The sequence below is a fragment of the Pseudomonas sp. FSL R10-1339 genome (assembly GCF_009600545.1).
Lineage (GTDB): Bacteria > Pseudomonadota > Gammaproteobacteria > Pseudomonadales > Pseudomonadaceae > Aquipseudomonas > Aquipseudomonas bubulae.
In genome coordinates this window covers 17,269-31,499 of record NZ_WIVQ01000049.1, presented here as the reverse complement: position 1 = coordinate 31,499, position 14,231 = coordinate 17,269, and the positions used below count along the sequence as shown (strand labels likewise).

The following is a 14,231-nucleotide window of genomic DNA, read 5'->3' as shown; positions in this document are numbered from 1 at the left end:
ATTCCCGGGTCAGCGGCAGCGGCACGCCCGAATATGAAGGCCACCAGACCATCAACGTACCCACCCTGCGCGCCAGCCTCTACGGCGACTACGCCCTGCCCTGGATCGACGGCCTGGCCCTGCTGGGCGGCGTGCAGTACAGCGGCAAGAAATACGCCAGCCAGGTGGGTACGGTACAGGCCGACGCCTACGCCATCTTCAATATCGGCAGCCGCTACAGCACCCGAATCGAAGGTTATGACACGGTGTTTCGCCTGACCGTCGATAACCTGTTCGACAAGCGCTACTGGCGCGATGTGGGCGAATACATGGGCGATAACTATGTCTTCCAGGGCGCGCCGCTGACGGCAAGGTTGAGTGCCTCGATCAACTTCTGATCATGCTGCATTGCAGGGGGCATGTAGCCTCCTGCCTTCACCCTCTTGCATAAAAGGCCTGCGTCCGGAACACACGAACGCTTGTCATTCAGCGACAATTCCCAAGCTTCTCGGTGCTTTCAGCTGGCCGAGACGCCAGGTATGGCAATGCTAATTTTCTGCACGCGCCGTGGATCACCCACTGCGTGCACAGGAGATTTACCATGCCAACGGACACCGCCTCTCCCGACTCGGGCCCCACCTGGTCAGCCCTGTTCAAAGACGACTGGGATACCTTTTGCTCACCGACTTCCCTCGCCGCAGTCGACTCGCCCGCGGCGTATCTGCAGGCGCTCTACCGGTTTGCCCTGGAAGTGGAGCAAACCGGCAAAGGCACTCAAGACAAAATCAACCTCGCTCAACGTGTACCTGCGCTCAAGGAACTGGTGATCAATGCTGAAAACACTTCCCGTCAGTTGCCACTGCTGACGCTGGTCAACGAGGCCCTGAACGCACCGGTCAAAACCTACCTGGACACGCATCGCGACATTCATGGCGGCCGCACGGTGCATCAGGTGCTGGCCGAATTACGCTACCCCCTTGAATTGCCTTTCGACCTGGCCCATCAGCAATGCGTGCTGGGGCTTGCGGGCAACAAGCCGGGGCTTGGTGCATTGAATTATCGCATCAGCCTGAAACTGCCCTATGACCAGCAGCCGGAGAACAAGTACGGCACGGTGCAGCAGCAAGCCTATGAGGCGCAGCGTCTGCTCACCCTGCTCAGCCCTGCACAACAAAACCTGTTGACCGAGGACTTTGAAGAACAGGGCACAGACACCTTTTATAAAAAACACTATGGCCACAGCCAGCCCATCACTGACCAACAACAGTTCATGCAGCACACCGGTCTGAGCACCGAGCAGTTCCATGAACTGCTTGCCCACGCCAGCTATCAGCCGCGCTTGTCTGGCAACGTCGTGCAGACGGCAGATCAGATTGCCCGGGATCACACTGCAGGCGCTCGCTTTATCAATGGCCCCTACAGAACAGGGCAAAAGAAACTGGGCCTGAGCATCGACTCATCAAAAAAAAACCACCTGCAAAACACAACTCCACAGCGTCATGACCGTTTGCAACGGATGATCCGCCTGCAACGCTGGCTCGATATGCCTTTCGCAGATCTGGATACCTTGCTCTATAGCATCGCCGGTTGTGAAGGCAGCAGCCCTGAACACCTTGCCATCAACGACAACAGCCTGCGTGCAATGGGTGTCTTTCGCTATCTGAACCAACGCTATGGCCTGACGCCCGGAACATTTTCGGCATGGCTTTATCACATGCCCGTTCATGGGGTCGGGCAACACCCATCGCTATTCGACCAGGTGTTCAACCCGCCGCACTGGCTCAACGCCCCCCTGACTCTCGACAACCAGCCGCTGGATCTCGGTACGACACAAGGGGTTCTGTATCGGGCCTGTGGCGCTCTGGGCCTCGAAGACACACCACAGTCCCTGGGGTTGCTGAAAACCCGTACCAAGCAATATTTCGCCACGCCTCGCCGGAATATCGAGACGTTTTCCAGCTTTTACCGACAGGCCACATTACCCGCAATGTTCGGACTGTCAGTCATGGACTGCGATCATCTGTGCCAGTTGCTGGGGGGCAAAACCTACCACCAGCAACTGGTCAAGCCGGGCTTGCGTCAGTCAGGCAGCAACTCGCCAGCGGACTTTCTCGATGTATTGATGCAACTGGACTGGGCGGTTAGCTGGCTCAATGACAGCGGTAAAAGCGTTCAACAGTTACGCCAGCAATTGTTACTGGAGACCAAGTTGCTGCCCTCCTCCGTACAGCAGCGGCTCACGCAGGTCGAGGCGGTGTTGCAACGCATGCCCCAATATCTGCTGGCGCAATCCACACTCGATGAGCTGGACTTGCCGCAACCGGAAGCCGGTAGCAAACCCCTTGCCTACACCTGGAATGTGCTGCTGGCCAAAGGACTGCTCCGGGCCCAGTCCATGCTGCCCGCGCAACCGAAAGCGGACAGCCTGGAAAAAGGCGTGGCCTACATGGTCGACAAATACGTCAACCTGAGCCCCGATGCGGTGCGCAACCAGGCACTCAAGGCCCGGGTCAAGCAGACACTCAATACGCAGCTGTCCGCAGCCTACTCACAATTGCATCCTTTCAAGAAAGAAATAGATCAATTACTCAAGGATACCTCCCTGGCCAGCGAGGCCCCCGAGCTGATGAAACAGGCCTTCAGGCAAGCTTCGCGTATTTTCGCCAGTGCCCTTGGTAGTGATAAACCCAATGAATCCCTCAAACACCTGCTGCTGTTCTTTCCCCATGCAGAAACCGAACTGCAACTGCCCATCAGCCGTGAAGCCCTGCAGGCTTTTCTGCTTGACCCCGGTTGGCTGGAGTCCGAGCAATCGGCACATTCAACCCTCAAATTAACCCTGAGCACCCTGTATCTGTTCCAGAGGTTCAGTCATTTCAGCGACGTTTACGGGATTAACCACGCCACACTGCTCAATTACCTGAACCAGGCCAACCCTCAAAACCAGAACGGCGAACAAACCGGTCTGAACTCGCAAACCAGCGAATTGCTGGCCCAGATGCTGGGGTGGAACGCCAGCGAGATAGAGGTATTGATAAAGCCCCTGCTGGAAAAACGCGTGCGCTCGATGACTGAACTGGACTGGCTGATGCGCTGCCATGAGACCGCCAGGCAGACAGGTCTTTCGGCAAGCATGTTGCTGATGGCGACAGGCTTGACCGCCACCTTCAGTTCCGATGACTGGCAGCAGGTCGGCAGCGCCGTCTTCGCCACCGCCCCATGAGCGCAACGCTCATACATCTTTCCGAGGAATGTCCATGTCTGACCAACGCCACCGGCAACTCAATGAGCAGCTGCGCGATGCCTTGCTCGCGTTCTACCTCACCTACGTGCTGCCTGAAGACACCACCCTGCAAACACCGGCTCGCAAGCACACAATCAACAACGCCAACGACCTGTACACCTACTGGCTGCTGGATGTGCAAGTCAGTCAGGCAGTGCCTACCAGTCGTGTGGCCAGCGCCATTGCCAGCCTGCAGCAATATATCAACGCCATTTCAGTGGGGCTGGAGCCTGGCTACGAAAAACTTGGCATGACAACCAAACAACAAAACACCTGGCGCAACAATCTGCATGCCTATTCGGTTTGGCGTGCGATTCAACAGTTGCGCAGCTTTCCGGCCAACTATCTGAACCCGATGTTACGCCGTGATAAAACCGAAAGTTTCCAGCAGCTGGAGAACGACATAAATCAATGTCGAATTAACTCGGACAATATACTGCCTGCCATTCAACGCTACTTGGCCCGATTTGAAGAGATCTGCAGCCTCAAGACCCTGAATGGTTACATTGATGGTGAAAAAGACAGGTTCGCCGAGAGCACTTACTACTTTGTTGCCCGATCAACTGTCGAGAACACTTACTACTGGCGCTCGCTGGATCTGTCCAGGCGCTACTTGCATCCCGCCACAGGGAGTGCCCCTGCCCTCAAGCAGGACGCACCACAGCCCGGAGCCTGGTCTGACTGGAAAAAAATACCTCTGCCTGCCTCGGAAAACATCCCGGAGCACAGCGTCCGTCCGATTTGCTTTAACAACCGCCTGTTTGTTGTCTGGGCTCAATGCATATCCCCGGCAGCGGCCAGTTACAGCGCTGATTATTTCTGGTCAGAGCCTGACGAATCGGAAAAAAACTATAAAGCACGCCTGGAAAACTACCTGAAAAGTCGTTTCATTCAGTTCCGCCTTTACTTCTCCTACATGAAATACGATGGCAGCTGGAGCGTGCCAAGGGTGTGCAGTGATGAATACTGCGTGATGAAAGAGCTTAACAAACTGGACCAGAACGCCTTGATGCAGGCGACTGAAACAGTGGCAGTGCTGGACACCAGTACTAGCCCGGCATCCTTGTTTTTAGGGCTGAACGCCCATGCTCCGCAAAAGCCCGTCGCCGGCAGGGATCACACCCGCAGCGACTTTTTCCAGGCCGTGAGACTCGACCAGGACTTCAGCAGTGAGCGGTTATTCTCAAGGGGCACAGTGGCAGACCTTAAACCCAACGCTGAACACGAAAAACTGGCGAAACGTTATTTATCCCTGTTCATCTACAACAATTCGCGAAATTTCAATTTCCACGCCCCGACCAGCGAAACCGTCGCAATAACAGACATCGTCAGCAGTACCCCGACCCCGGCATTTACAGGATGGAACTTCGAGAACAAACAGGCTTATATAAGTGACCAGCACTACCACAGCGATATTGTCTTCAACACCACATCCTGTGCGCTGGAAGTCAACGCCAGGCTTGAAAAAGCATTCCCCGAACAGCAGTCGGTAACCTTCAGGGCGAGTACCAACCGGGCCGAACTTACTCTTCATCTTGCCCTTCTGCGCCCGCTTCCCGGTAGCAGCGGCAAACTCAAGCTGGAACATAGCTCGCTGCTGACTCTCAAGACCGAACTGATCCCACCCTGCAGCTGGGTATCGGTCTCAATGACCAGTCACAAAACCGGCGTTACCTATTCCAGCCTGATATATGAATTTCCCGACGACGCCCTCAGCGTCGTAAAACCGCAAAGGTTAAGTGCCGTACGCAAAGACTGGAACGTTTCGCTGGAAGGCAGATACATCGAATACGACGCTTTCAATACCTTGTTTGAAAACGCTCATTCCGACCACCGCATTACTCTTCATTTTTACGCCACACTCAATGAGCAAGTGAACAGTCAGAACGACTGGTTATTTGATAGTGTCATTGCCACGTTATATACCCGCCACTACAAGCCCGTGATCATGACTCCACGGGACGAAAACACACCGCACCCTTACAACATCCATCGCAACAACAGCTATATCGTCGGTGAACCCAATACCTCCCGCCGCGCACTCAACGGCGTATTTACAAGCCTGACCCCGGCCCATCTGTTCAGCGCCCATATTCAACTCAATCCTGAAACGCTACGGCCTGAAGAGGAAGTGAGCAGCATTGCAAGCACGGGTACCCGGCCAATCACGATCCTTCACGGAGTATTGATTTACGACACGGACACACGCCATAACAGCCGCAGCCTGCGAGGTTATGCACTGAAGTCACTGAGACTGAAACTGGATCCCAATAACGCCACCCCCATTACACCTCTGGCGCCCAGAATCTCACGCAGCCCGGCGCAGCCTGAAGGAACAGCCGAGTTTATCGACTTCAGCGGCTCCCTTCTCAAGTACAGCGATGTGGCTTCACCGAGAACCCTTCGTGCGCCGATCCACCTGAACACCACTATTGGCAGACACCTGAGCGCCGCCGCCAATGTCAGTCTCGACCGGCTGTTTACGATAGCCACAAATCAATCGCACGAACCGGCGCTTACCAGCAATGCCAAGCCCCACTCCCTGGATTTTCATGGCGCCCATGGCAAGTATTTCCGGGAGTTGTTCCTCTTCCTTCCTTGGCTGGTGGCCTGCCGATTGAACATGGAGCAGCGTTATGCCGAGGCCCAATCCTGGCTCAAATACATCTTCGATCCAGAAAGCAGGGCAACTGAACCGCAGCAACACTCAAGATATTGGAAAGTGCCCGCCCTGACCCAGGACAAATCAGAGCCGGGTTACCAGCAGGACAACCCGGACGATCCGCACCAGATAGCCCTCAGTAGCCCGTCCTGTTTCCGCCAAGCGTTGTATATGTTGTACCTGGACATCCTGCTCAATCGCGGTGATGCCGCTTATCGTCAAGCCAGTGCCGATAGCCTGGCAGAGGCCAAGCTCTGGTACGTTCGGGCCAGTAGCCTGCTGGGGCCAAGGCCGCAAATCAGCCGAGCCGATCCCTGGCAACCCATGACCCTGCAGGATCTGGGCGCATCAAGCCAGAGCACCCTGTACTTGCCCCTGAATCCGGATCTGGTGTCACGCTGGGACAAACTTGAAAGTCGTCTCTACAACCTTCGACATCACCTCAGTATCAGCGCAAAACCCTTGCAACAGGCACTGTTCGCACCCGCGCTGGCTCCGCACCTGCTGTTGAGCCACTACGCCCACAATGCCAGCTCTGACCCATTGTCTGCGACCCGCCAACAAACCAGGGAAATCGGCCATTATCGCTACCAGGTTGTCCATGCCCATGCCGCGACCCTGGTCGAGAATGTCATCCAGCTCGGTAATACCCTGCTTGTGCTGTTCGAGCGCAAAGAGCAGAACGAGCACCTTCAGTTACAGCAACAACATGCCTGGGACCTCGCCAGAATCGCCGTCGATCAACAACGCCAGGGCATGCGGGCTGACGAAGCCAACCGCGAGGCGCTGCTGGCCGGTCGCCAGGTACTGGTAAGCCGCCAGCAGTATTTCGAAAAACTGCTCAATGAGGGTATCTCTCCAGCCGAAGCACAGGCCAGCCAGCAATATCTTGAAAGCGCACAGTGGGAAACCAAAGCATCCGTAGCCGAGGCTGCTGCAGGGCTGGCGATGCTGGCACCCAATATTTTCGGCACTTCCAACGGCGGGATGCGCTATGAAGGCGCCTTTTATGCGATTCAGGCTGCGGCCCGAAATATGGCTAATGAAAAACGCGCCAATGCCGGTCATCTGGATCGTACAGCGCTGTTCAACCGCCGCGTCCAGGAGTGGTCCCAGGCCCTGGAGCAGTGCCGTCAGGAGCTCATTCAGGCCGACTTGCAACTGCAGGCCCACGAACAGCAGAGCACGGTGCTGCGCTTGCAACTCAGACACACGGAAACAGCTATGGAGCAGGCCAGATTCACCTACGAGGTGCTCAACAAGCATTTTTCCAGCGCACAGTTGTATCAGTGGCTCAATAGTCATCTGGCTTCTTTCTACTATCAGGCCTACGACGCAGCCCATTCGTTGTGCTTGAGCGCACAGGCATGCTGGCAATTTGAACGTGCGGACTGGAACACCCGTTTTATCCAAAGCAGCCACTGGCACAATCAATTCAAGGGGCTGACCGCAGGCGAGTCGCTCAAGCTCGACCTGCAGAACATGAATACTGCCTATATGCAACGTAACCAGCGTGAACTGGAAATCAGCAAAACCCTGTCCTTGCGCCTGTTGCATGGCAAGGATCGGGTGCCCACGCTGAACAAGGACTGGGCGTCGCTGAAGCACGAAATGATCGTCAATGGCACCGTGGATTTTGAGTTGAGCAAGGCGCTGTTCGACGACGACTACCCCGGTCATTACCTGCGCCGGATAAAAAGCGTCAGCGTCTCGCTGCCTGCCACGCTCGGACCTTATGAAGACATTTGCGCGACCCTGACCCAGACCTGGAACCGAACCCACCTGTCTGCAAAAGACGACGATATGCTCGACAACATGCGGGTCAGGGAGCAGGTCGCACTGTCCACAGGGCTCAATGACAGCGGCCTGTTCACCCTCAACTTCGATAATGACGAACGCTATCTGCCCTTCGAGTACACCGGGGCAGTGTCCAAATGGCGACTGGCGTTTCCCAACCCTGCAGCCCAGTCATCCATGCTTAATTCCCTCAGCGACATCATCGTGCATGTGCGCTACACCGCGAGAAGCGCAGGAGGTCAGGGATGACGACCCAACAACACGGCACAGGCGAGGTGCAAACACCGTCCTTGCCCAAGGGCGGAGGCGCAATACAAAGTATCGGCACCACATGGGGAGCCGTCGGTATGACCGGTGCGGCCTCGTTCGAGGTTCCCCTGCCACTGTCGCCGGGCCGGGGTTTCGACCCGGCCATCAGCCTGACTTACAACAGTGCCCTGGGTAATGGCCCGTTCGGAATCGGTTGGGCAGCCTTCGCTGGCTCGATTGCACGCAGCACGCTCAAGGGCGTACCCGCCTATGACAGTGAGGATGTATTTATCGGTCCGTCAGGTACGGAACTGCTCCCCGAACGGACAGCCCAAGGCATGCTGCACACCCGTTCCAGCAGCCGTTTCAACGGGCTTCAACTGAACACCACCTACACTGTGGTGCGCTACCTGCCACGCCACGAAACCACTTTCGATCGCATTGAGCACTGGTCATCGACGTCAGACCCCGCAGGGTTCTGGCTGGTCCAGGGCGCAGACGGCAACCTGTACCTGTTTGGCAAAACGCACGCGGCCCGCATCGCCGATCCGCAGGCGCCTGCCCATGTTGCTAAATGGCTGCTTGAGGAAAGCCTCAACCCCCACGGCGAGCAGATCTACTATCAGTACAAGGCTGACACCCGGGGCAGTGGCCCTCGAGACTACAGCGCCCAGCGCTACCTTGCCCGTATCTGCTACGCCAATATTATGCCCAGGGAGCATCTGGAACTGTGGACAGTTGAAACACCGGCGCAAAAACAATGGCATTTTGAATTGCTCTTTGACTACGGCGAACGCACAACTGATCTGACTCGCCTCCCTTCCTATGTCGTGCAACAACCATGGCCGGAACGCAGTGATCCGTTGTGTCACTATGCCTATGGCTTTGAACTGGCGAGCCGGCGTCTTTGCCGGCAAGTCCTGATGTTCCACTACTTTCCTGAAGAGCCAGCAATGGGCCGCGAACCGGTGTTGACCCGCCGGCTGCTGCTGGAGTACATGACCACCGCAACCGCAGGCAGCCTGTTGCAGGCCCTGCACAGCCAGGCCTGCGATGCCAGCGCAAAGATCTGCCACTGGCCGCCCCTGGAGCTGACTTACAGCGACTTCCAGTTAACTGGCATGCCTTCAGGCTATCAACGCTTTGACGCTTTGGACGGTATCAACGACAACCAGCGCTATCAACTGGTTGACCTCTACAACGACGGCTTGCCGGGAGTGCTCTGGCGCTCTGACAAAAGCTGGTACTACCGCGAACCCGTCCGGGCTGCCAACCCGGTCGAGCCTGATGACGTCGCCTATGGCCCGCTGCAAATGCTGGAGCGTATCCCGGTGGCGCAGCAGACCGGTGCGCTGTACCAGTCCCTGGCGGACCTCAATGGCGACGGCCAGCTGGAGTGGATCATCGCCCAGCCGGGCATGAGCGGTTTTTTCACCCTGGAAAACGACCGGAGCTGGGCAAACTTCGCGCCTTTTGCAGCATTGCCGCAGGAGTTCTTCCAGCCAACAGCCCAGCTCGCCGACCTGATGGGCAACGGTATTGACGACCTGGCGCTGATTGGCCGCAACAGTGTGCGGCTCTATCGCAACAAGGGCTCGCAGGGCTTTGCCCCTGCCGCGGACATGCCGCATCCCGATAACGATCTGCCACTGCCCGGCAATAGCGAAACTGAACTGATGGCGTTCAGCGATCTGCTGGGCAGTGGCCAGCAACACCTGGTGCGCATTCGTCATGATGAAATCAAGTGCTGGCCAAATCTGGGCCGGGGCCGATTTGGCAAAGGGTTCGTATTCGCCACCCTGCCCTTCACCTACGCCGAATTCGAGGCCTCGCGAGTACTGCTGGCCGATCTGGATGGCTCCGGCGCCAGTGACCTGATCTACCTTCAGCCCGATCGGGCACTGATTTTCATGAACCTCTGCGGCAACGGCCTGCAAGCCGTTCCCACACCGCTGCCCTGGCCCGAGGGGGTCAGGCATGACCGCTTTTGCCAGGTCAGTGTGGCCGACCTGCAAGGGCTGGGCTGCACCAGCCTGATCCTCTCCGTCTTTCTCCCTTCAGCCCGTCACTGGCGATACGACTTTGTCCGGCAAAAACCCTATTTGTTGATCGGTACCGACAACAACATGGGGGCATCAGGCCGGGTTACCTACCGCAGCTGTGCCCAGGAGTGGCTGGACGAAAAGCAGCAACGGACACAGCGCACCGGTGGCCTGCCATTTGCGCTGCATCTGGTCAGCGAGCAGCAACAGCTGGATCAGATCAGCGGCAATCAGCTGACCCAACGCTTCACTTACAAGGAAGGTTTCTACGACAGTCTCGAACGCAAGTTCCAGGGCTTCGGTTTGCTGATGGCAACCGACACCGAGGGCCCTGCCGGCCAGAAACTCGACAAAGCAGCAACCGCACCCTTGCTGCGCAAGACCTGGTTTCACACCGGAAAAGCCCTTGATATGCCGCAGGACCAATACTGGGCGGGCGACAGGTTGGCCCTTGCGCCAGGCAACACACTGCTGACCCGCCTGGAAGCCGATAAGGAGCAAGACAGCGTACTGCCACCGCCTGCTTCCGGGCGCAGGATGGCTCTGGCACTGAGCGGGCTGGTACTGCGTGAAGAAGTGTTTGCGGCCGACGACCCGGAATCGTCACGAGTGCCTTTTACCGTCAGCCAGTACCGCTATATGCTGCGTCAATTGCAGACGCCCGAATCCCTGCTGGTACTTGCCCTGGAGTCACGGGTCTACCGCTACGAGCGCGAGGCAACCGACCCCGCCTGCCAGCACATCATCAATCTGCGCCGGGATCGTTATGGCAGCCTGACACACGGGGTAACCATAAATTACGCCCGCCGCAAGCGCGCATCCGACCTGCCGCCATTCGATGAGGCCCATCAACAGACCTGGTGGCGCGATACCCACGACCCGGCCCAGCAGATGCACTACATCAGTGAAATCCGGGCGCAGTTCATTCATCTGGACAATCCTCAACGCTGGCGCCTACAACTGCCTTACCGGCAACGCAGCAATGCACTGGTGCTTGAAAAAGAAGCCCTCAACAGCGCGCAGGCCAGCTATGAACTGTTAATCGGCAACACCGCTGACAACCCTGTGCGACCGCAGGCACAGCGCACTCTGGGGGGGTTGTCCGTGCAGTATTACTGCCTGGCGCTGAGTGACGCCCCGTTACCGGCGGGCCAGGCCAGCTTTCAGGCGCTGACGGCCTTCAAAGAGTCGGCCGAACTCGACGACCAGGCACTTGCCGCCTACGACGATGTGCCTGCACTGCCCGGAGGAACCCCGTTCGACCTGGCCAGCACCCTCGTCCAGGAGCACTACCATCCCATGAGCCTGTTCCTGCCTGAGCCAACAGACACCCGCGCAGCGCCAGCCCTGTGGTCACTCAAACAGGGCTTTACCCGTTACACCGACGTGCATGGTTTCTACCGGGCCAATCAGTTGCGAGCCTCTGAAAGCCACTCAGCGACCACACTCACCCATGACCGTTACAGTTGCCATATCGCCGCAGTAACGGCCGTGGACGGTTGCAGCACCCAAGCCGTCTATGACTACCGATTAATGTTGCCCATCGAAATCACCGACCCCCAGGGGACTGTTCGGCAAGCGCGCTACGATGCATTCGGCCAGTTGCACGTTACCAGCGTTTACGGCCAGGAAAATGGCAAACCAACAGGATTCGCCCCGCTGACGGACTACAGGCGCCCAGCCAATGACAGCCCCGCTTTTGCCATCGACAACCCTCAAACAGCGCTGCTCGATGCTGCCAGCGCCTGCTTCCACGCCCCTTTCAACTGGATGGGCCACATCCCGGCAGCCCCCCCCGGGCACACAATGGGTAGCGCAGGGATATCTGACTCCGGACGGATATATACGTGCCAGCGGCCGCATGCGCCTGGCAACACTGGACATGAGCATCACGGCGAATCGCCAACTGATCGAACAGATCCTCCAGGCACGCCGCGAACCGGTCTATGCCGCTGTGCTGCAAGCCGATAACTACCCGACGAGCGACGACAGCGTTAACCGGCAAATCCGGATCAGCCTGACGTTCACCGATGGCTTTGGACGTGAGCTGCAAACCAAGCAGAAAACCTCGGCGGGTGAAGCGTATGTGGTTGCCCCGTCGGGGCGACTGAGCCTTGACAGTGACGGCAAGCCCCTGCGTGCGTTCAGCGAACATCGCTGGCGGGTCAGCGGCAGGGTCGAATACAACAACAAGGGCCTGGCCATTCGAAACTATCGGCCTTACTTCGCCGATCACTATCGCTTTATCGATGATGAAGCCCGGCGCAGGGATGGCTACTGCGATCAGCTGTTCTATGACCCGTTGGGCCGTATGACGAGCAAGCTCAACGCCAGGGGGCATCTAAGCCGCCAGACCCATTGCACCTGGTACAGCATCAGCGAAGATGAAAACGACACCTGGGAGCCTGGTTCAAGCTGAACAAACCACATCGCGATGCAAGCCCGGGCCCGGAGCACAATAGTCATCCTCCAGGCTTGCACGCGAGGGCATCATCAGTGCAGGTTACGCACCCCGACCACCAGATAGCGCGGCCCGCCAAGGTGGCGAAACATCAACCGCATGGAGCCGCGCCTGGGGTTCGTCCCCAGCACGCTGCCGGTGGTATGCCACCGTGCGTACAGTTGAGCCCCGGGAATCGAAGGCCGTGAGTAAAGGTGTGAATCGATGAAGGGAAGACATGGATGCGTGACCTGACTGACACAAAGACGCACGCAGCCTAGGCAAGCAATCAGCGTGGCAGGTGGTACATATTGGTTATTATTACCCGTCGTGCAACACACCCTACGCTGGCAATAACACAGAATTTAATTGATAGTTTCCTAACAAAAAGCGCAGGCTAGAGAGCTTGGTAACGCTTTGTATCATTCCGGATGATATTGATCTTCGCTGGGTTCGATTCGTGCGCCAGCACTCGCGCCAGCATTATCCGCCCATCTCAATAGATCGGCGGACTCCCCCTCATGGAACAGTCACTTAAACATTTGCGCTTCCCACTCGCGGCCCTGGCCATTGTGGTGATGAGCGCATGCGGCAAAACTCCCCAAGCGACTGCTCCGGCTCCTGCTGCAAAAGTCAGTGTGGCCAAGGTGCTTGAACAGCCGGTCAACGAATGGGATGAATTCACCGGTCGCCTGGAAGCTCCAGAGACTGTAGAAATTCGTCCACGCGTGTCGGGCCAGATTGATCAGGTCGCCTTTACCGAGGGCGCCCTGGTGAAAAAGGGCGACTTGCTGTTCCAGATCGACCCGCGCCCGTTCCAGGCCACCGTGCGTCAGCTTGAAGCCCAGGTGCAACAGGCCCGCGCCAATGCCAGCCGTACCGACAACGAAGCCCAGCGCGGCGAACGTCTGCGCCAGAGCAATGCCATTTCGGCAGAGCTGGCCGACTCGCGCACCACCGCTGCCCAGCAAGCCCGTGCCGGCGTCGCGGCCATCCAGGCAGAACTGGACCTGGCCAAACTCAACCTGAGCTTTACCCGCGTCACTGCACCGATCAGTGGCCGCGTCAGCCGTGCCGAAATCACTGCGGGCAACATCGTCACCGCCGATGTCACGCCGCTGACCAGCCTGGTGTCCACTGACAAGGTGTACGCCTACTTCGACGCTGACGAGCGTGTGTTCCTCAAGTACAACCAGCTTGCCCGTCAGGGTCAACGCGGCCAGACCACACCGGTGTACCTGGGCCTGTCCAACGAAGACGGCAACCCGCATCTGGGCCAGATGAACTTCGTCGACAACCGGGTCAACCCGCAAACCGGCACCATCCGTGGCCGCGCCGTGTTCGACAACGCCGACGGCAGCTTTACCCCCGGCCTGTATGCACGCCTGAAACTGGTCGGTAGCGCCACCTACTCCGCCGTGTTGATCAATGAAGAAGCCGTGGGCACCGACCTGGGCAAGAAATTCGTGCTGGTGATGGACGCCGACAACAAGTCGACCTACCGCGCCGTGGACCTGGGCCCGAAAATCGAAGGCCTGCGCATTGTTCGCAGCGGTTTGAACAAGGGCGACACCATTATCGTCAAGGGCCTGCAGAAAGTGCGCCCCGGCTCGCCGGTAACGCCTGAAGTGATCCCGATGGCCAACGAACAGACCCTCGCCGCCCTGGCACAACAACGACAAGCCCTGGAAGCCAGCAACCTGCCACAAATCAAGCCCGCCACTGGCGCGCCGAAGTTGGCCAGCGTCGCGACTCCTCGCGGTTAAGGGACGATAACTC

4 protein-coding genes and 1 pseudogene are annotated in these 14,231 nt (G+C 57.8%); all 5 read left to right on the top strand.

Annotation, left to right across the window (positions count from 1 at the left end):
* Positions 1 to 377 (top strand): TonB-dependent receptor domain-containing protein (locus GHO03_RS15080; RefSeq protein ID WP_153400146.1); only part of this gene is annotated, 377 nt, incomplete at its 5' end.
* Between the two features lie 203 nt (positions 378 to 580).
* Positions 581 to 3,202: a Tc toxin subunit A gene (locus GHO03_RS15075; protein ID WP_153400145.1), complete on the top strand. Its 2,622-nt coding sequence runs from the start codon at positions 581 to 583 to the stop codon at positions 3,200 to 3,202.
* A gap of 34 nt (positions 3,203 to 3,236) precedes the next feature.
* Positions 3,237 to 7,970 carry a neuraminidase-like domain-containing protein gene (locus tag GHO03_RS15070; RefSeq protein WP_153400144.1) on the top strand — a complete coding sequence of 1,578 codons (4,734 nt, stop codon included), beginning with the start codon at positions 3,237 to 3,239 and terminating at the stop codon, positions 7,968 to 7,970.
* Positions 7,967 to 12,431, top strand: a pseudogene (locus GHO03_RS15065) (SpvB/TcaC N-terminal domain-containing protein). The gene GHO03_RS15070 and the pseudogene GHO03_RS15065 overlap by 4 nt, the downstream one beginning before the upstream one ends.
* Before the next feature lie 542 nt (positions 12,432 to 12,973).
* Positions 12,974 to 14,218: a multidrug efflux RND transporter periplasmic adaptor subunit MexE gene (mexE, locus tag GHO03_RS15060; RefSeq protein ID WP_095000340.1), complete on the top strand. Its 1,245-nt coding sequence runs from the start codon at positions 12,974 to 12,976 to the stop codon at positions 14,216 to 14,218.
* Positions 14,219 to 14,231 lie beyond the last annotated feature (13 nt).

What these genes read in the sequence shown, in the direction of transcription:
- GHO03_RS15075 (WP_153400145.1), top strand. Translation starts at nt 581, where the DNA reads ATGCCAACGGACACCGCCTCTCCCGACTCGGGCCCCACCTGGTCAGCC.
- GHO03_RS15070 (WP_153400144.1), top strand. Translation starts at nt 3,237, where the DNA reads ATGTCTGACCAACGCCACCGGCAACTCAATGAGCAGCTGCGCGATGCC.
- mexE (WP_095000340.1), top strand. Translation starts at nt 12,974, where the DNA reads ATGGAACAGTCACTTAAACATTTGCGCTTCCCACTCGCGGCCCTGGCC.